Annotated in this window: 23 protein-coding genes; 13 read left to right on the top strand and 10 right to left on the bottom strand. The window is 75.9% G+C overall.

What is annotated here, in order from left to right; genetic code table 11:
* Window positions 1-25: 25 nt before the first annotated feature.
* Complete coding sequence (locus tag ACI8AA_RS04140) at window positions 26-412, bottom strand: hypothetical protein (protein WP_457043258.1); 387 nt, start codon at window positions 410-412, stop codon at window positions 26-28.
* Between the two features lie 86 nt (window positions 413-498).
* On the opposite strand from ACI8AA_RS04140, the gene ACI8AA_RS04135 reads away from it, so the two are divergent.
* From ACI8AA_RS04135 to ACI8AA_RS04115, 5 genes are all read left to right on the top strand, one after another.
* The gene (locus tag ACI8AA_RS04135; RefSeq protein WP_457043257.1) at window positions 499-1,125 is read left to right on the top strand and encodes a hypothetical protein; all 627 of its coding nucleotides are present in this window, start codon (window positions 499-501) and stop codon (window positions 1,123-1,125) included.
* Between the two features lie 64 nt (window positions 1,126-1,189).
* Window positions 1,190-1,459 carry a DUF2277 domain-containing protein gene (locus tag ACI8AA_RS04130; RefSeq protein ID WP_457043256.1) on the top strand — a complete coding sequence of 90 codons (270 nt, stop codon included), beginning with the start codon at window positions 1,190-1,192 and terminating at the stop codon, window positions 1,457-1,459.
* 105 nt (window positions 1,460-1,564) lie between these two features.
* Complete coding sequence (locus tag ACI8AA_RS04125; RefSeq protein ID WP_457043255.1) at window positions 1,565-2,098, top strand: hypothetical protein; 534 nt, start codon at window positions 1,565-1,567, stop codon at window positions 2,096-2,098.
* Between the two features lie 48 nt (window positions 2,099-2,146).
* Complete coding sequence (locus ACI8AA_RS04120) at window positions 2,147-2,641, top strand: PGPGW domain-containing protein (protein WP_457043254.1); 495 nt, start codon at window positions 2,147-2,149, stop codon at window positions 2,639-2,641.
* An 85-nt stretch (window positions 2,642-2,726) separates the two neighbouring features.
* Entirely contained in the window at window positions 2,727-3,917 is a 1,191-nt protein-coding gene (locus tag ACI8AA_RS04115) for an FUSC family protein (protein WP_457043253.1), read from the top strand.
* A gap of 2 nt (window positions 3,918-3,919) precedes the next feature.
* Here ACI8AA_RS04115 and map read toward each other — a convergent pair whose 3' ends face one another.
* Window positions 3,920-4,702: a type I methionyl aminopeptidase gene (gene map, locus ACI8AA_RS04110; RefSeq protein ID WP_457043252.1), complete on the bottom strand. Its 783-nt coding sequence runs from the start codon at window positions 4,700-4,702 to the stop codon at window positions 3,920-3,922.
* Between the two features lie 69 nt (window positions 4,703-4,771).
* Here map and ACI8AA_RS04105 point away from each other — a divergent pair, with 69 nt between their 5' ends.
* Entirely contained in the window at window positions 4,772-5,029 is a 258-nt protein-coding gene (locus ACI8AA_RS04105; RefSeq protein ID WP_457043251.1) for a hypothetical protein, read from the top strand.
* Here ACI8AA_RS04105 and ACI8AA_RS04100 read toward each other — a convergent pair.
* Window positions 5,026-5,238: a hypothetical protein gene (locus ACI8AA_RS04100; protein ID WP_457043250.1), complete on the bottom strand. Its 213-nt coding sequence runs from the start codon at window positions 5,236-5,238 to the stop codon at window positions 5,026-5,028. The two genes, ACI8AA_RS04105 and ACI8AA_RS04100, sit on opposite strands and share 4 nt — an antisense overlap.
* A 163-nt stretch (window positions 5,239-5,401) precedes the next feature.
* Here ACI8AA_RS04100 and ACI8AA_RS04095 point away from each other — a divergent pair, with 163 nt between their 5' ends.
* The 4 genes from ACI8AA_RS04095 (at window position 5,402) to ACI8AA_RS04080 (ending at window position 8,864) form a co-directional block, all read left to right on the top strand.
* Window positions 5,402-5,953, top strand: coding sequence for a DUF6328 family protein (locus ACI8AA_RS04095; protein WP_457043249.1), 552 nt, complete (start codon window positions 5,402-5,404; stop codon window positions 5,951-5,953).
* 550 nt (window positions 5,954-6,503) lie between these two features.
* The gene (locus tag ACI8AA_RS04090; RefSeq protein ID WP_457043248.1) at window positions 6,504-7,538 is read left to right on the top strand and encodes an ATP-binding cassette domain-containing protein; all 1,035 of its coding nucleotides are present in this window, start codon (window positions 6,504-6,506) and stop codon (window positions 7,536-7,538) included.
* Window positions 7,535-8,398 carry an ABC transporter permease gene (locus ACI8AA_RS04085; RefSeq protein WP_457043247.1) on the top strand — a complete coding sequence of 288 codons (864 nt, stop codon included), beginning with the start codon at window positions 7,535-7,537 and terminating at the stop codon, window positions 8,396-8,398. Before ACI8AA_RS04090 ends, ACI8AA_RS04085 begins: the two co-directional genes overlap by 4 nt.
* Before the next feature lie 19 nt (window positions 8,399-8,417).
* The gene (locus ACI8AA_RS04080) at window positions 8,418-8,864 is read left to right on the top strand and encodes a GNAT family N-acetyltransferase (protein WP_457043246.1); all 447 of its coding nucleotides are present in this window, start codon (window positions 8,418-8,420) and stop codon (window positions 8,862-8,864) included.
* Window positions 8,865-8,871: 7 nt separating this feature from the next.
* Here the strand turns inward: ACI8AA_RS04080 and ACI8AA_RS04075 are convergent, their stop codons facing one another.
* Window positions 8,872-9,426, bottom strand: coding sequence for a DM13 domain-containing protein (locus tag ACI8AA_RS04075; protein WP_457043245.1), 555 nt, complete (start codon window positions 9,424-9,426; stop codon window positions 8,872-8,874).
* Window positions 9,427-9,507: 81 nt separating this feature from the next.
* Between ACI8AA_RS04075 and ACI8AA_RS04070 the strand changes: the two genes are divergently transcribed.
* The gene (locus tag ACI8AA_RS04070) at window positions 9,508-9,891 is read left to right on the top strand and encodes a PaaI family thioesterase (protein ID WP_457043244.1); all 384 of its coding nucleotides are present in this window, start codon (window positions 9,508-9,510) and stop codon (window positions 9,889-9,891) included.
* A gap of 61 nt (window positions 9,892-9,952) precedes the next feature.
* Here the strand turns inward: ACI8AA_RS04070 and ACI8AA_RS04065 are convergent, their stop codons facing one another.
* Together ACI8AA_RS04065 and ACI8AA_RS04060 are read right to left on the bottom strand one after the other, a co-directional pair.
* Window positions 9,953-10,582, bottom strand: a complete 630-nt coding sequence (locus tag ACI8AA_RS04065; protein ID WP_457043243.1) for an LppU/SCO3897 family protein — start codon at window positions 10,580-10,582, stop codon at window positions 9,953-9,955.
* A 114-nt stretch (window positions 10,583-10,696) separates the two neighbouring features.
* Complete coding sequence (locus ACI8AA_RS04060) at window positions 10,697-10,948, bottom strand: hypothetical protein (protein WP_457043242.1); 252 nt, start codon at window positions 10,946-10,948, stop codon at window positions 10,697-10,699.
* 121 nt (window positions 10,949-11,069) lie between these two features.
* On the opposite strand from ACI8AA_RS04060, the gene ACI8AA_RS04055 reads away from it, so the two are divergent.
* Window positions 11,070-11,351: a DUF427 domain-containing protein gene (locus ACI8AA_RS04055; protein WP_457043241.1), complete on the top strand. Its 282-nt coding sequence runs from the start codon at window positions 11,070-11,072 to the stop codon at window positions 11,349-11,351.
* Between the two features lie 48 nt (window positions 11,352-11,399).
* Here ACI8AA_RS04055 and ACI8AA_RS04050 read toward each other — a convergent pair whose 3' ends face one another.
* The 3 genes from ACI8AA_RS04050 to ACI8AA_RS04040 all read right to left on the bottom strand — a co-directional run bounded on the left by ACI8AA_RS04050 (window position 11,400) and on the right by ACI8AA_RS04040 (window position 13,758).
* Entirely contained in the window at window positions 11,400-11,825 is a 426-nt protein-coding gene (locus tag ACI8AA_RS04050; RefSeq protein WP_457043240.1) for a hypothetical protein, read from the bottom strand.
* Window positions 11,826-11,945: 120 nt separating this feature from the next.
* The gene (locus ACI8AA_RS04045) at window positions 11,946-12,926 is read right to left on the bottom strand and encodes a ferritin-like domain-containing protein (protein WP_457043239.1); all 981 of its coding nucleotides are present in this window, start codon (window positions 12,924-12,926) and stop codon (window positions 11,946-11,948) included.
* A gap of 100 nt (window positions 12,927-13,026) precedes the next feature.
* Window positions 13,027-13,758 (bottom strand): TetR/AcrR family transcriptional regulator, encoded by a 732-nt coding sequence (locus ACI8AA_RS04040; protein ID WP_457043238.1) that lies wholly within the window; start codon window positions 13,756-13,758, stop codon window positions 13,027-13,029.
* A gap of 103 nt (window positions 13,759-13,861) precedes the next feature.
* Here ACI8AA_RS04040 and ACI8AA_RS04035 point away from each other — a divergent pair, with 103 nt between their 5' ends.
* Entirely contained in the window at window positions 13,862-16,048 is a 2,187-nt protein-coding gene (locus ACI8AA_RS04035; RefSeq protein ID WP_457043237.1) for an MMPL family transporter, read from the top strand.
* Between the two features lie 50 nt (window positions 16,049-16,098).
* Here ACI8AA_RS04035 and ACI8AA_RS04030 read toward each other — a convergent pair whose 3' ends face one another.
* Entirely contained in the window at window positions 16,099-16,239 is a 141-nt protein-coding gene (locus ACI8AA_RS04030) for a hypothetical protein (protein WP_387988812.1), read from the bottom strand.
* Between the last annotated feature and the right edge of the window lie 79 nt (window positions 16,240-16,318).

Here is a 16,318-nt window from a genome sequence, read left to right as displayed (position 1 = left end):
TCCTCGGCTCGGCGATCCTCCCCGGCTACCCCGGTCGGTTGCCCGCCATGCGATCGAGCACGCCGAGCAGCCAGCCGGGCCCGCGGACGTCGGTGCCCCCGGGCAGGCGGGCGCGCAGGCCGCGGTCGGCGGTCACCGCGAGCACCGCCCGGCCGGCGTCGGCCAGCGCGGCGGCCTCCGCGGCCAGGGCGTCGTCCCCGCTGCCGGCCGCGCGCACCAGGCGGACGCCGTCGGGGGCCGGCACGGCCCGCGCGGCGCCCTCGACGACGACCACCACCTCGTCGACGTCCTCCGGGAGGGACGCGCCGGCCAGCCGCCGCAGCAGCCGGGTGGTCGCGCCGGCGCGGTCGCGCCACCAGCCGTCGGGGCGGGCGCCGACGACGTTGGCGGCGTCGACGAGCAGGACGGTCACGTGTCCTCCCAGCGGGTGACACCGTTCGCGCAGGTCCGGAAGGGGGTAGCGGGCGGGCCAGCACTCCCCCACCACGAGGAGGTCCGATGGCGAGCACCGACCGTACCCACCACGACCACGACGCGACGGCGACCACCGAGGGCGCGCACGCGACCCGCGGCGCCGCCCGCGACGCGATCGACGCGCAGCGGGACCGCTTCGGCGGGATCAAGTGGGGAGCGGCGTTCTTCGGCTGGCTGTCGGCGAACGGGCTGGCCGTCGTCCTCGTCGCGCTGCTGGCCGCCGCCGGGGTGGGGCTCAGCCTCGCCGAGGTCGACGGCGTCGAGGACGTCCCGTCCGACCCGACCAGCGCCCTCGGCGTCGCCGGCGGGATCGCGCTGCTGGTCGTCCTGTTCCTGGCCTACCTCGCCGGTGGCTACGTGGCCGGGCGGATGGCCCGCTTCGACGGCGCCCGGCAGGGGCTGGCGGTGTGGCTGATCGGGCTGCTCGTCGTCGTGCTGCTGGCCGTGGCCGGGACGGCGCTGGGCGCGCAGTACAACGTGCTGCAGCAGCTGAACCTGCCACGAATCCCGATCGACGAGGGCACCGCGACCACCGCCGGGATCGTCACGCTGGCGGCGGTCCTGGTCGCCACGCTGGTCGGCGCCCTGCTCGGCGGCAAGCTCGGCACCCGCTACCACCGCCGGGTCGACCGGGCCGGCTTCGGCGTCTGACCGACCGCAGGGCCCCGTCGTCGGCGGGGCCCCGCGGTCGTACCCCGGTCCTACGCTGCGCCGCATGTGCCGCAACATCCGCCCCCTGTCGAACTTCGAGCCGCCGGCCACCGAGGACGAGGTCCGGGCCGCGGCGCTGCAGTACGTCCGCAAGATCAGCGGGTCCGCGCACCCGTCCCGGGCCAACACCGAGGCCTTCGAGCGCGCCGTCGAGGAGGTCACCGCCGCGTCCGCCCGGCTGCTGGAGTCCCTGGTGACGACGGCGCCGCCGAAGGACCGGGAGGTCGAGGCGGCCAAGGCGCGCGCCCGCGCCGCGGTCCGCTACGGGACCTGACGCCCCAGCGGGTCGTGCACGATCCGCTTGCCCTCCCCGGGCATGGCCTCCAGCGGAGCGGGTAGGGGGCGGTTCCCCGATCCCTACCCCTCCAGGAGAGTCCCGATGGCCCGCAACACCCTGTCCCGCGCCCTGCACGACCTCGGCCTGTCCGCCTGGTTCGGCGGCACGCTGGCCAACGCCGTGGCCCTGAACGCCGCCGCGGCGGACGCCGGCGGGGACGCCGGCCGGGTCGCCAACACCGGCTGGAACCGGTGGACGCCGGTCAACGCGCTGGCCATCGGCGCGCACCTGGTGGGCAGCGTCGGCCAGCTCATCGGCAACCGCCGCCGGGTGGCCCAGCAGGAGGGCGTGGCGGGCATGTCCGCCGTCAAGACCCTGCTCACCGCCGCCGCGCTGGGTGTCACCGCCTACAGCCGCTCGCTGGGCCAGGTCGTCAACAGCCAGGACAACCCCTCGGCGAAGTCCGGCACCAAGCCGACCAAGCGCACCAAGGCCGAGATCGCCCACGCGCAGCAGCAGCTGGACTCGCTGCAGTGGGTCATCCCGGCCCTGACCGGCGCGCTGGTCGCCGTCAGCTCCTACGCGGGCGAGCAGCAGCGGCCCGGCGAGGTCGCCAAGGGCGTCGCCCGCCGCTGACCGCGGTCCCGACCCGCCGCACCGCCCGCACCGACCCGGGAGGGACCCGTGTCCCGTACCGACACCCGCACGACGGCGTTCTCCGGCAACACCGTGGCCGACCGGTCCCCCGGCGGCCACGGCGCCACCGTCTGCCCCGACTGCACCGACGGCCTCGGCCGGCCCCGGGAGGTGCGCCCGGGCTCGTGGCGCGACCGCATCCGGCAGAACCCGCCGCTGCACGTGGCGTACCGGGTCGCGGTGTTCGCCGCCGGGTTGCTGTTCGTGCTGCTCGGCCTCGCGCTCACGGTGCTGCCCGGGCCGCTCACGATCCCGCCGATCCTGGTCGGGCTGTGGGTGTGGTCGACGGAGTTCGACTGGGCGCGGCGGTTCTTCGCCGCGTTCCGCCGCAAGGCGGTCGCGGCGTGGCAGCACGCGAGGCAGCACCCGGTCAGCTCGGCGGTGGTGACCGTCGGCGGGCTCGCGGCCGCGGCCCTGGTGTTCTGGGCGGCCGGGCACTTCTCCCTGGTCGACCGGGCCACGACCGCGCTCGGCCTCGGCTGACCCCGCCCGTCCCCGGCCGCCGTCCGCACCCCGCGGACGGCGGCCGGCGCGTGTCCGGGCCCGTTCCGCGGGCACACCGACCCCCGTGACGGGACCGCACGCCCTGCCCCGCCGGCTGCCCCGGCTGGTCCGGCGCGGGCGCACCCCGGGGCTGCGCACCGGCAAGACCGTGCTCGCCGCGGTGCTGGCGTTCCAGGTCGCGACCTGGCTGGACACCAGCAGCTCGCCGGTCCTCGCGCCGCTGACCGCGCTGCTCGTCGTCCAGCTGACCATGTACGAGACGCTGGCGACCGGCTGGGAGCGGATCGCCAGCGTCACCGCGGGCGTCCTGATCGCGGCGCTGTTCGCCTCCGTCGTCGGCCTGTCCTGGTGGAGCCTCGGGCTGGTGGTCGGGCTCTCGCTGGTCGTCGGCCGGCTGCTGCGGCTGGGGCCGCACCTGGCCGAGGTGCCCATCAGCGCGATGCTCGTGCTGGCCGTCGGCGGGGCGGAGAGCGCGGCGCTGGACCGCGTCTACGAGACGCTGGTCGGCGCGGCGGTCGGGGTGCTGGTGAACCTGGTCGTCGCGCCGCCGCTCTACGTCCAGCCCGCCGGCCAGGCGATCGCGGAGCTGGCCGAGCGCATGACCGGGTTCTGCGAGGACCTCGCCGCGGCGCTGCGCGGTCCGTGGTCGCGCCGCCTCACCGACGAGCTGCTGGCCCGCGCCCGCGCGGTGAGCACGGAGGTGGCCCGCGCCGACCGCCGGCTCGCCCGCACCGAGGAGAGCGCCCGCCTCAACCCGCGCGGGCGGGCGGCGCGGGAGGCCCAGCCGCGGCTGCGGAACACGCTGACCGCGCTCGAGCGGGTGCACGTCACCCTGCGCAACGTCGCCCGCGTCCTGCTGGACCGCACCTACTTCCTGCCCGAGGACGACGCCGACCGGGCGTGGTCGGGGCCGGCGCGGGAGGCGCTGGCCGACCTGCTGGTCGCCGTCGCGACCAGCCTGCGCGACGTCGCGGCCGTGGCGGTCGGCACCGGGCCGGCCGCCGGCATCGACCCCGCCCGCCTGGAGACGCTGCTCGCGCTGCGCGCCCGGCTGGCCGAGGCGCTGGTCGTCGACCCCCGGGCCGACCCCGCCGCCTGGTCGCAGCACGGCGCCCTGCTCGACGCCCTGGACCTGCTGCGCGTGGAGCTGGGCACCGCGCTGCAGCCGCCGACGGCGTCCTGGGCGCCGCCCCCGCTGGCCGCGGCGCAGCGGCGCGCGGTCCGCCGGGCGATGACCCGGCGCCGGCGCCGCTGACCTCAGGGCGCGGTGAGCACCACCGGGCCGTCGTCGGTCACCGCGACGGTGTGCTCGACGTGCGCGGCACGCCGGCCGTCGGCGGTGACCACCGCCCAGCCGTCCTTCTTGTGCTTGTAGCGGTCGCCCCCGGCCAGCAGCATCGGCTCGATCGCCAGGGTGCTGCCGGCGTGCAGGCGCACCCGGTCCAGGCCGGCGGAGGGCCGGTTGGGCACGAACGGCGGCTCGTGCATCGAGCGGCCGATGCCGTGCCCGCCGTGGTCGGGCAGGTGCGCGTAGCCGTACCGCCGGGCGACGTCGTCGACGGCGCGGGCGACGTCCTGCAGCGTCGCGCCGGGCACCGCGGCGGCGATGCCCGCGGCCAGCGCCTCCTCGGTCGCGGTGACCAGCCGCGCGTCGTCGTCGGAGGCCCGCTCCCCCACCAGCAGCGAGACCGCGGCGTCGCCGTTCCAGCCGTCGACGACCGTGCCGCAGTCGACGCTGAGCAGGTCGCCGTCCTTCAGCCGCTGGCCACTGGGGCGGCCGTGCACGACGACCTCGTTGGGCGACAGGCACAGCACGCCGTTGTAGGCCGTCGGCGCCCACGCCGGCTTGTAGCCGAGGAACGACGACGTCGCGCCCGCCTCGTACATCGTGGTCCTGGCGAGGTCGTCGAGCTCGCGCAGCCGCACGCCGGGGACCGCCGCCGCCCGCACCGCGGCCAGCGTCCGCGCCACCGCGCGCCCGGCCTCGCGCATGGCGTCGAGCTCGTCGGGGGTCCGCGGGGGCAGCACGGTCAGGTCCACGCCCTCGACGGTACGAGACGCCCGGCGCACGGCTGGCCGCGCCGCCCGGCCGGTGCCACGGTGACCGCCATGGACTTCCGGAGGGTCAGGCCCGGGCAGTGGCACCGGGCCGCGCGCGTCGAGATCACCGAGCCCGGCGGGCTCCCGACGGCGCGCGAGGTGCACGAGCGCTGCCACGTCCTGTTCACCGAGGGCTGGTGCTACGTGGAGACCTCCGAGGGCAGCATCGACGTCTACCCCGCCTACCGGGTGCGCGCCGCGCACGACCTGCGCGAGCCCGACCAGCCCGACGAGGCCCCCGGGACGGCGCCCAGCCCGCTGCTCTAGCCGGCGCCCGTCCCCCGCCGCACCTCGCCGGGGTCGGGCGTGCGGAAGACCGTGTCCCCGCCGTCGGCGTCAGCGGGCGACCCGCCGTCCTGCTCGGGGCGGTCGGGCTCCTCGCCGCCGACGCCGAACCCCTCGGCCGGCGGCGGTGCGCCGGCGCCCGGGTCGGCGGCGGCGACCTCGTCGTCCGGGCGGTACCGGTTCGGTGTCATCGGCTCCCACATCGACATGGCCCTCCCCTACCCGGCCGGGGTGTTCGCCCCACCCACCGGGTGAGCAGCAGGTGATCACCGGACGTCCGGCGGGTACACGGCCCGTGAACGGCCGGGATCACGGGATCCACGGGGCGGCCGGTCACGGAGGGAGCACGCGACGATGACGACGACGGGCTCTGGTCAGCGGGCACGACGGGAGGCCCGGCCGGTCCCCGCCCAGTACGGGGCCGACGGCGCGGACGACGGTCGGCGGGAGAGCCGTCCCGAGCGGATCGACCGCGAGCTGATGGAGCTGCTCAACGAGCTGCGCGTGGCGCTGCCCGGGGTGCAGTTCCTCTTCGCCTTCCTGTTGATCGTGCCGTTCCAGCAGGCGACGTCGCGCGCGACCGACTTCCAGCGCGACGTCTACTTCGTGACGCTGGTGGCCGCCGTGGTGGCCACCGCACTGCTCATCGCCCCGGCCGCGCAGCACCGGGCGCTGTTCCGCCAGCACGACAAGGAGGACCTGCTGCGGCGCAGCAACCGCAACGCCTTCCTCGGGCTGTGCGTGCTCGCCGTCGCGATCGTCTCCGCGGTGGTGCTGGTGGTCGACTTCCTCTTCGCGCTCCCGCAGGCGCTGCTCACCGGCGGCGTGGTGGCGCTGCTGCTCGGCTGGCTGTGGATCGGCAGCCCGGCCGTCCAGCGGGCACGCGGGGGCCGCGCCCACGACTGACCCGCCGGGGGCTCAGCGGCCGAGGGCTGCGCAGACGGCGTCGGCGACGGCGGTAAGGACCACCGTGCCCCCCACCACTCGCACGCTCGCGGCGGGCCCCTGCACGGTGGCCGAAGTGCAGCGGTCGCGCGCCACGTTGCCCGCGAGCTTCGCCGCCCACCAGTCGCGGTTGGCCCTCGGCAGGTGCCCGCACTCCGGGCAGCCGTGCCAGAGGCACCCGGTAAGGACCCCGTCCTCCTCACCCCTCGCAAGCTCGCGGCGAGCCTCTGGACGGGGCCGGGGCCGGACGTCGACGCGGTAGCGGACGCCGCGGGCGTGCAGCCGCCGCCGCACCGCCAGCTCCGGGGCGGTGTCGCGGCGCCCCTGCCGCCGGAAGCGCGCCGCCACCACCTCCGACGACGGTGGCGGGGCGGGCCCGGGTCCCTGCACGGCCGCGCACGCTGGGCCCGGGGTCCGACACCGATGAGTCGCCGCCCCCTCCCCGGTCAGAAGCGTCAGACCCGCGCGGCACCGTGCGGGCACCCGACTCGGGGAGCAGGGGGTGGGGCACGTGACGGCGTACGTCGGTGATGCGGCGCCGGCCGGTGGGCAGGCGCGCGGGAGCGACGGGGTCCCGGCGATCGAGGCCGTGGGCCTGGTCAAGCGCTTCGGCACCACGACGGCGGTCGCCGGGGTCGACCTGCTGATCCCGCAGGGCGGCGTGCACGGCTTCCTCGGCCCCAACGGAGCCGGCAAGACGACGACGATCCGGATGCTGGCCACCCTGCTCCCACCTGACGGCGGCACCGCCCGGGTGTTCGGCCACGACGTCGTCACCGACGCCGACGCCGTCCGCGCGCGGGTGAGCCTGACCGGCCAGTTCGCCTCCCTGGACGAGGTGCTCAGCGGCGCGGAGAACCTGCTGCTGCTCGCCCGGCTGCTCGGCTACTCGCGGGCCGCCGCCCGCCAGCGCACCGACCAGCTGCTGTCGGCGTTCGGCCTCACCGAGGCCGCGGGCAAGCAGGTGAAGAACTACTCCGGCGGCATGCGGCGGCGGATCGACATCGCCGCGAGCATCGTCGTCCGGCCCAACCTGATCTTCCTCGACGAGCCGACCACCGGCCTGGACCCGCGCAGCCGCAACCAGGTGTGGGACGTCGTGCGGGCACTGGTCCGCGGCGGGACGACGGTGCTGCTGACCACCCAGTACCTCGACGAGGCCGACCAGCTCGCCGACCGCATCTCCGTCATCGACGCCGGCCGCGTCATCGCCGAGGGCACGCCGGGTGCGCTGAAAGCGTCGGTGGGGTCGGGCACGCTGCACGTGCGGGTCGGGGACCCGGCCCGCCGGGGCGCGGCCCGCGAGCTGCTCGAGCGGGTGCTGGCCGTGCCGGTGACCGAGGACGGCGACCCGGCGGCCCTCACCGCCTCCGTGCCCGACGCCGGGCCGGCCGTCCGGGCGCTCACCGAGCTGGAGGCCGCCGGCATCCCGCTGGCCCAGTTCGCCCTCGGGCAGCCGAGCCTCGACGAGGTCTTCCTCGCCCTGACCGGCCGGCCCGCCGAGACCGCCGCTCCGTCCGCCCCCGACCCGGAGGACCCGCGATGACCACCCTCGACAGCCCGCCGGCCGCGACCGCCTCCGCCGAGGTCGCGGCCCCGGACACCGACGCGGTCCTCGCCGCCCTCGGCTCGGGGGAACGCCCGCGGCCGCAGCGGCCGCTGGCGGCGTCGGCGACCTTCGGCCGGCGCACCCTGCTGCGGATCAAGTACGTCCCGGAGCAGCTGTTCGACGTCACCGTCTTCCCGGTCATGCTCACGCTGATCTTCACGTACCTGTTCGGCGGCGCCCTGGCCGGCTCGGTCGACCGCTACCTGCAGTTCTTCCTGCCCGGCATCCTCGTGCAGAGCATCCTCATGATCACGATGTACACCGGGGTGGCGCTCAACACCGACATCGAGAAGGGCGTCTTCGACCGCATCCGCTCGCTGCCGGTCTGGCGGCCCAGCGCGCTGGTCGGCGCGCTGCTCGGCGACGTCGTCCGGTTCACCCTCGCCTCGGCGGTGGTCATCGGCCTGGGCCTCGCGCTCGGGTTCCGGCCGCAGGGCGGGCCGGGCGGGGTGCTCGCGGCCGTGGCGCTGCTGCTGGTCTTCGCCTTCGCGCTCGGCTGGATCTGGACCTACCTCGCGCTCGTCGTGCGCACGCCGAACGCGGTCATGGGCTGGAGCATGCTGGTCATCACGCCGCTGACGTTCGGCAGCAACATCTTCGTCGACCCCGCCACGATGCCGGGCTGGCTGGAGGCCGTCGTCGAGGTCAACCCGGTCAGCCACCTGGTCAGCGCGGTGCGCGGGCTGGTGCACGGCGCGGTCGCTGGCTCCGACGTCGTCCTCGTGCTGGTGTGGGCCGCCGCGCTGGTTGCCGTCCTCGGCCCGCTGACGATGCGCCGCTACCGCACCCGGAACTGACGTCGGCTACAACGGGAGGGTGCCCGCCTCGCAGCTGACCCTCCGCACCGCCCCCTTCGCCGAGCTCACCCCGTTCGAGGTCTACGCCCTCTGCCGGTTGCGGGTCGACGTCTTCGTCGTCGAGCAGGAGTGCGCCTACCCCGAGCTCGACGGCCGGGACACCGAGCCGGCCACGCGGCACCTGTGGTTCGAGGAGGACGGGCAGGTCCTGGCCACCATCCGCGTCCTCGACGACGGCGCGACCCGGGCGATCGGCCGGGTCGCCACCGCCGCCACCGCGCGCGGGCGGGGGCTGGCCGCGCGGCTGATCGAGGCCGGGATCGAGCTGTGCGACGGCGCCCCGATCACGCTGGGCGCGCAGGCGCACCTGCAGGGCTGGTACGAGCGCTTCGGCTTCCGGCTCAGCGGGCCCGGCTACGTGGAGGACGGGATCCCGCACGTGCCGATGCGCCGCGAGCCGGCCTGACCCGCGCTCAGGCCGCCGTCGCCGGGCCCAGGTCGGCGGCGCCGAACGCGGCGTCGAACCGGTCGCACCAGATGACGACGCTCGTCCAGCCGGTCGCGTCGACCCCCGCGGGCACGGCGTAGTTCTGGTCGCCCACATTGCCCTTGAGCGGCCCGAGGTCGACGAACTCCTCGTCGAACGCGGCCTCCTCGCCGGTGGCCGGGTTCTGCGACAGGTACACGTACAGCGCCGGGCCGTTGGAGGTCGCGAAGCCCTCCAGCCGGACGACGACCTGCCCGTCGGGGAGCCGCACCACCCGCGCGGTGCCGACGGTCTCGTGCTCGCGGGAGACGAACGTGCCGGTGGCCAGGTCGACCGGGCCGGGCGGCGCCACGGTGATCACCGCTCCCCCGCCGTCGCCGGTCCCCGGGGTCTCCTCCGCGGCCGCCGACGGCAGGCTCTCGTCCACCCGCTCGTCGTAGAAGAGCTTCTGCGGCTGGAACCAGACGAGCGTGACGGCGGCCAGCGCCACCACCACGACCGCCGCCGCCAGCCAGGGCCAGGTCCTCCGCCGCGTCGACACGGCGGCGGACCCTAGCCGTGGGTGTGCCGCCCGTGGGGTTCCGCGAGCGTGACCGCCCGGTGGGCGGGTACCGCGCGCCCCATGGCAGACGACGGGACCCCCGGCGGGTTCGCCGGACGACTCGGGGCGACGGTGCAGGACGCCGGCGACGGCGCCGCGACGGTGGCGTTCGAGGTCCGCGACGAGCACCTGAACCCGGCGGGCACGCTGCACGGCGGCGTCGTGGCGACGCTGGTCGACACGGTGATGGGCCAGGCGGTGCGCAGCACGACCGGCGACGGCCAGGTGCCCGCGACCAGCCAGCTCACCGTCACCTACCTGCGCCCCGGGAGGCCCGGCCCGCTCGAGGTGCGCGGGCGGGTGCGGACCCGCGGCGAGCACCTGACCATCTGCGAGGCCGACGTCGAGCAGGAGGGGAAGGCGCTGGCGCACGCCGTCGCGACGTTCGCGCTGCTCGAGCGCTGAGAACGCGCGAGCGCCCCGCCGGCCGGGCCGGCGGGGCGCTCGTACAACGGTGCTCGAGGGATCAGATGCCCTCGGCGCAGTAGACCGTGCCCTCCTCGCCGGTCCTCCCGTCCCACAGCACCTGCGTGGTGGTCGGGAAGTCGCCGCAGGGCTGGTAGCTGTCCTCGAAGAACTCGCTCTCGGTCACCTTCTCCTCGATGACACCGACGATGCGCGCCTCGGCCGACGAGTCGTCGCAGCCGACCGTCTCGTAGGAGGTGCCCTCGGACACGATGCAGTCGCCGACCTCGGGGGCGCCGAAGTCGACGAAGCGGAACGCGGCGATGCCGCCGGCGACCGCGACCGCGGCGACGACGCCGCCGATCTTCCTGCCCTTGCCGGGCGTGCCGGCCGGAGCCGGGCCGCCGAACGGCGCCGGCTGACCGGGCTGGCCGGGACCGAACTGCCCGGGCGCGCCAGGCTGGCCGAACGCGGGCTGACCGGGCTGCGGCTGCCCGGACACCGGCTGCCCGGGCTGGCCGTACGGCGGCTGGCCGGGCTGGGGCTGGCCCCACGCGCCGGGCTGCCCGGGCTGGCCACCGGCGGGCGGCTGCCAGCTCCCCGGCTGCGAGGCGCCCTGCGGCGGAACGGGCTGGCCGGGCTGCGGGCCCCCTGCCGGCGGCGGGGTGCCGGGCTGTCCCGGGTTCGTCATGACGTGCTCCTCGGTGCTCCGACCGGCGCCGGGGTGGCACGCGGTCCGACGGGCACCTTCACACACGACGAACGCGCTGGTCAGGAGGACGCGCCCCAGCGTCCCCCGCGCGGGTCAGGTCGGGACCGGGGCCGGGACGGGGTCGTCGAGCACCATGCTGACGCTCGCCGGGGCGCCGGCCGGGTCGTCCTCGTACACCTCGTCGTCGTCCCCCGTGCCGCACTGGCTGACCAGGAGGATGAAGGCGAACACCAGGACGATCAGGCCGAGGAAGGTCCCGAGGAGCACCGCCCGGCCGCGCTTGGGCCGCGGCTGCATGCCGCGCCGCGGATCGTCGGGGTCGGGCGGTCGGGCGGCCTGGGACATGGGCGGGCTCCTCGTGCAGGGACGGGCGGGGCGGCATGTGCTGCGCCCTCTCATCCCACACATGCCCAGCGCGCCCGCCGGTACGCCTGCGGGCCGAGGTGGTGGGCGGCACGATCGCCGCATGACCACAGCCACGTGGAACGGGACCGTCATCGCCGAGTCCGACGACGTCGTCACCGTCGAGGGCAACGCCTACTTCCCGCGCGAGTCGGTGCGCGCGGACGTGCTGCGCCCGTCGTCGACGCACACCACCTGCCCGTGGAAGGGCCGTGCCTCCTACTTCTCCCTCGAGGTCGACGGGCGGACCAACCCGGACGCGGCCTGGTACTACCCCGAGCCGAAGGACGCGGCGCGGGAGATCACCGGCAGGGTGGCCTTCTGGCGGGGCGTCGAGGTCCGCTGAACGACGAGGGCCCGGCCGCCGCGGCGGCCGGGCCCTCGCGTCGGTCCGTCACGAGCTGGGGCGGCCGCCGGCGAGCTCGCGCGCGGAGGCGGCCTCGTCGGGCGCGAGGGCGGCGCTGCGCTCCTGGCGCTCGATGGCCCGGTGGTAGGCCTCCCAGGCATCCTCCGGGGGAACGCCCAGCGCCGCGGCGATCTGCTCCCAGCTCGCCCCGCCGCGCAGCGCGGCGCGGAAGCCGGTCAGCTGGCTGTCGTGGGCCTTGCGGGCGATGACCTCGCACAGCGCGAGGATCTCCAGGGACTCCGGCACGTCGAGGGAGGTCTGCTGGCTCAGCAGCGAGGTCCAGTCGTCGTCGTCCCGGTCCCGGACGGTGTTCAGAGTCGTCGCCCCGGAGTCCCGCCGGCTCAGGAAGTCGAGGCGGGTGGCGGCCGTCTGGAGCGAGAACTCCTGCTCCAGGGCCTCGGGAGTGATCTGCATGTCCCCACCTTCCCCGAGGAACCGGACGGTCGCGACCCGCTGCGACGCGGATCTCCCCCGGTCAGCGGAGGGCCCGCACCCAGGGTGGGTGCGGGCCCTCCGGAGCGTGTCAGCCGGGCGTCACTCGTCGTCGACGCCCACGGCCTCCTTGGCCACCGCGGCCAGCGCCACCTGCGCGGCGCTGATCACGTCCGACCGGTTCTTGTGCGTCTCCTCGTACCGGATGATCACGTTGATCTGGCGCGGGTCGCGCAGGGCCTTGGCGGCCTCGGCGGCGTCCGGGGTGGACAGCGAGTCGAAGCCCTTGACGGGCAGCTCGTCGGCGGAGACGTCGCCGAGCTCCTCGCGGGCGGCCCGGGCGGCGTCGGCGGCCTCTCGGTTGCCCTCGCGGGCGGCGACCCGCTCGGCCCGGCGCAGCGTGGCGGCCCGGCCGGCGCCCAGGGTCTCGCGGACGGCGCCCGCGAGGCCGCTGGCCTTGTTCGCCGCCTGCCCGAGCCCCTCGCCGACCTGCTGCCGCCGCTGCTCGGCGGTGTCGACCGCCTCGTTGACCCGGTTGGCGACGAACCGGTACGGCGCGACGACGGCCCGGCTGGCGGCGCCGGCGACCTGCTGGAACGGGGTGGGCCGCAGCGCGGCGGGGCCGCCCAGCGCCTCCTCGGCCAGCACGACGCGCAGCCAGTCGACGGTCGCCTCGTGGGCGGTGACCAGCCCCTCGGCGAGCCGGACGACCTCCTCCAGGCCGGCCCGCTGGCCGAGCACCTTGAGGTACAGGGCGCGGTCGAGCAGCTGGTGCTCGAGGGTGAGATCCTGCAGCAGCGCCTCCTCGATGGGCGCGGCCTGCTCGAAGGTGGCCTTGAGGAGGGCGGCCAGCCGGCCGAGGGCCGGGGTGATGACGTCGGGCACGCCACCGAGGTCGCGCAGCACGGCGGTGGTGAGGCGGGTGCGCTCGGCGGCGTTGTCGGCGTTCTGGGTCAGCTCGCGGCGGACGGCGTCGGTCCGGGCCTGCAGCACCCGGGTGCGGGCGATCTGCTCCTCGGTCTGGCTGAGCAGGACGAGCGCGCGGAGCTGGTTGACGATCTTGGCGTTGTCGTTGTCGGTCACGGCAGGGACTCCAACGATCGGGGACGACCGGACGCCCTCTTCCTGCCCCGCCACCGGGCACTGCTAACAACAGCAAGCGGATTGCTAGCAGTGAGCCGGGTCACGTCCTCGGCGGCACCCAGTCGGCCGAGATGCCGAGCCGCTCCCCGATCGCCCGCATCTCCGCCTCGAACAGCGGCGCGGCGTCGACCAGGGCGAACTTCAGGTGCCCGAAGACCTCCATGCAGACCAGCCCGTACAGGCGCACCCAGCAGGAGAGGAAGACCGCCATCACGCCCAGCGGCAGCTCGACCGGGAGCTTCGCGCACCAGGCGCGCAGCTGCTCCTGGAAGTCGGGGGCGAGGTCGGCGTCGGCCGGGACCGGGAACGGCCGCTGGAGGTACACGGCCGCCAGGAGGGCGGCGAACACGCCGCCGAAGCGGCGGCCGGCGACCGCGGCCGGCCCCTCGCCGGTCTCGTCGGGGACGACGCCGTCAGCCGCAGAGCCGAAGAGCAGCCCGAACTCGGCCGGGTGGCCGACCGCCCACGTGCGGAAGGCGCGCGCGGTGACCAGGAGCTGCGCGCCGGGCCGGGGCGGGGCGACGGCGTCGCGGGCGGCCTCCAGGTGGTCGACCAGCTCGTCGTAGAGGTCGGCCACCACCTGCTCGACGAGCTCCTCACGGCTGGCGTAGTAGCGGTACAGCGCCGGCGCGGTCAGCCCCACCTCCCGCGCGATGGCCCGCAGCGCCAGCCCGTCCGGCCCGTGCTCGACCAGCACGCGGCGGGCCGCACTCCGGATGTCACGCAGCGTCTCGGCGCGCAGCCGCTCGCGCCTGCTCACCGGCTCCGCCACGGCCGACCACCTCCCGGGGTTGACGTCAGTGAACGGCGTATGCAGAGTTATCGCCGTTCGCTAACACTGTTCACCCAGTCTACCGGGAGAGGGAGGGGCTGCCGTGTTCGAGGCCCTCGGACGAGTGGTGTACCGACGGCGACGGTGGGTGCTGGCGATCGGCGCCGTCGCCGTCGTCGTCGCGGGCGTGTGGGGCACGGGCGTCTTCGGCCGGCTGACCAGCGGCGGCTTCGAGGACCCGGGCAGCGAGAGCGCCCGGGCCGCCGAGCTGGCGGTCCGCGAGCTGGGCCGCGACGCCTCCGACGTCGTCGTCCTGTACCGCAGCGACGACCTGACCGTCGACGACCCCGCCTACCGCGACGCGGTCACCGCGTCCCTGACCGGGCTCCCCGGCGGCGTGGTCGAGCGGGCCACGACCTGGTTCGACACCGGCGCCGCGCCGCTGGTGAGCGAGGACCGCCGGTCCACCTACGCCGTGCTGCAACTGGCCGGGGACGCCGACGCGCGCGCCGACGCCGTCGACGTCGTCGAGGAGGAGCTGTCCGCGCCGGGCCTGGAGACGTCGATCGGTGGTGCGGCCACGGTCGAGCGCGACATCAACGAGCGGGTCAGCGCCGACATCGCCCGCGCCGAGATGATCTCGCTGCCGGTGCTGGCGGTGCTGCTCGTCGTCGTGTTCGGCAGTCTGGCCGCCGCGAGCCTGCCGCTGGCCGTCGGCGTCACCGCGATCCTCGGGGCGTTCACCGCGCTGCGGGTGGTCAGCCTGTTCACCGAGGTGTCGGTGTTCGCGGTCAACATCGTGACGATCCTCGGGCTGGGGCTCGCGATCGACTACGGCCTGTTCGTGGTCAGCCGGTTCCGCGAGGAGGTGCGCCGGCAGGCGACGGTGGAGGACGCGCTGGCCCGCACGATGGCGACGGCGGGCCGCACGGTCGCCGTCTCCGGGATCACCGTGGCGCTGTCGCTGGCCGGGCTGGTGGTGTTCCCGCAGGTGTTCCTCCGCTCGATGGGCTTCGGCGGGGTGAGCGCGGTGCTGGTGGCGATGCTCGCTGCGCTGACCCTGCTGCCGGCGCTGCTGGCGGTGCTCGGGACGCGGGTGGACGCGCTGGCGGTGCCGTGGCGCCGGAGGGTGCGGGACGCGGAACCCGGCCGCGGCGTGTGGGAGCGGATCGCCCGCGGCGTCATGCGCCGGCCGGTGCTGGTGACCGTCGCCGTCGTCGGGCTGCTGCTGGTGCTGGCGCTGCCGTTCCTGCGGGTGCAGTTCGGCGCGATCGACGTCCGCGCGCTGCCGGCCGGCACCGAGAGCCGGGTGGTGGCCGAGACGATCGACCGGGACTTCCCGCCCGCGCCGTCGGGCCCGGTGACCGCCGTCGTCAGCCTGCCCGACCCGGTCGACTCCCCCGCCGGCGCCGCCGCACTCGAGGCCTACGTGGCCGACGTCGCCGCCCTGCCGGAGGTGGACGGCGCGACGGTCACCGGCGCGGCCGGCACGACCGCGCGGGTGGCGGTGGCCTACGACGGCGACCCGGTCGACGCCGACGCCCGCGCGCTGGTCGCCGACGTCCGCGACGTGCCCGCCCCGCCGGGCGGTGAGGTGCTCGTCGGCGGCGAGAGCGCGGTGATGACGGACCTGCTGGACAGCCTCGGCTCGCTGCTGCCGTGGATGGCGCTGATCGTCGTCTCGACGACGTTCGTGCTGCTGTTCCTGGCCTTCGGCTCGGTGGTGCTGCCGGTCAAGGCGGTGCTGGTGAACGTGCTGTCGCTGGGCGCCTCGTTCGGCGCGCTGGTGTGGATCTTCCAGGACGGCAACCTCTCCGGCGTCCTGGGCTTCACCCCGACCGGGTTCATCGAGGCGACCCAGCCGATCCTCGTGCTGGCCATCGTCTTCGGGCTGTCGATGGACTACGAGGTCTTCCTGATGTCCCGCATCCGCGAGCAGTACGACCTCACCGGCGACAACACCGCCGCGGTGGCCACCGGGCTGCAGCGCACCGGCGGGATCATCACCAGCGCGGCGCTGCTGCTGCTCGTGGTGATCGGGGCGTTCTCCACCTCCGGGATCACCTTCATCAAGATGATCGGCGTCGCGATGGCGATCGCGATCGTGGTGGACGCGACCGTCGTCCGGACGCTGCTGGTGCCGGCGACGATGCGGCTGCTCGGGCGGGCCAACTGGTGGGCGCCGGGACCGCTGGGCCGGCTCTACGCCCGGTACGGCATCCGCGAGTCCGACGGCGAGGTGCCGGTGGCGCCGCAGCCGCGGGTGCCCGAGCCGGCCGGCGTCGGCTGAGCCACGGGTCGCACCGGCTCCGCGGACCGCCGCGGAGCCGGTGCGGCGTCTCAGCGCGCCGGCGCCGGGGGGACCGGGGGCCGGCGGCGGGTCTCCAGCCGCAGCACCGGCTGGGTCAGCTGCGCCAGCGCGGCGCAGCGGGCGCAGACCGGGCCGGGGTGGGTCTCGGCGGCGCAGGTGTCACACAGCACGCGGGTCTCCTCGCTCGGGAGTCCGTCAGGACTCGGGAGCCAGAACATGCCACCCCCCTGCGACGTCGCGCCCGCCCGT

This window comes from Geodermatophilus sp. SYSU D01180 (assembly GCF_054050415.1).
The sequence above is the reverse complement of the archived record's forward strand: the minus strand, read 5'-3'. Positions and strand labels throughout refer to the sequence as shown.

Excerpts from the sequence above, each read along its gene's own strand:
- ACI8AA_RS04130 (WP_457043256.1), top strand. The coding sequence starts at position 1,190 with ATGTGCCGCAACATCCGCCCCCTGTCGAACTTCGAGCCGCCGGCCACC.
- ACI8AA_RS04060 (WP_457043242.1), bottom strand. The coding sequence starts at position 10,948 with ATGTCCCAGGCCGCCCGACCGCCCGACCCCGACGATCCGCGGCGCGGC.
- ACI8AA_RS04085 (WP_457043247.1), top strand. The coding sequence starts at position 7,535 with ATGACCACCCTCGACAGCCCGCCGGCCGCGACCGCCTCCGCCGAGGTC.
- ACI8AA_RS04095 (WP_457043249.1), top strand. The coding sequence starts at position 5,402 with ATGACGACGACGGGCTCTGGTCAGCGGGCACGACGGGAGGCCCGGCCG.
- ACI8AA_RS04100 (WP_457043250.1), bottom strand. The coding sequence starts at position 5,238 with ATGACACCGAACCGGTACCGCCCGGACGACGAGGTCGCCGCCGCCGAC.
- ACI8AA_RS04065 (WP_457043243.1), bottom strand. The coding sequence starts at position 10,582 with ATGACGAACCCGGGACAGCCCGGCACCCCGCCGCCGGCAGGGGGCCCG.
- ACI8AA_RS04105 (WP_457043251.1), top strand. The coding sequence starts at position 4,772 with ATGGACTTCCGGAGGGTCAGGCCCGGGCAGTGGCACCGGGCCGCGCGC.
- ACI8AA_RS04055 (WP_457043241.1), top strand. The coding sequence starts at position 11,070 with ATGACCACAGCCACGTGGAACGGGACCGTCATCGCCGAGTCCGACGAC.
- ACI8AA_RS04070 (WP_457043244.1), top strand. The coding sequence starts at position 9,508 with ATGGCAGACGACGGGACCCCCGGCGGGTTCGCCGGACGACTCGGGGCG.
- ACI8AA_RS04125 (WP_457043255.1), top strand. The coding sequence starts at position 1,565 with ATGGCCCGCAACACCCTGTCCCGCGCCCTGCACGACCTCGGCCTGTCC.
- ACI8AA_RS04135 (WP_457043257.1), top strand. The coding sequence starts at position 499 with ATGGCGAGCACCGACCGTACCCACCACGACCACGACGCGACGGCGACC.
- ACI8AA_RS04050 (WP_457043240.1), bottom strand. The coding sequence starts at position 11,825 with ATGCAGATCACTCCCGAGGCCCTGGAGCAGGAGTTCTCGCTCCAGACG.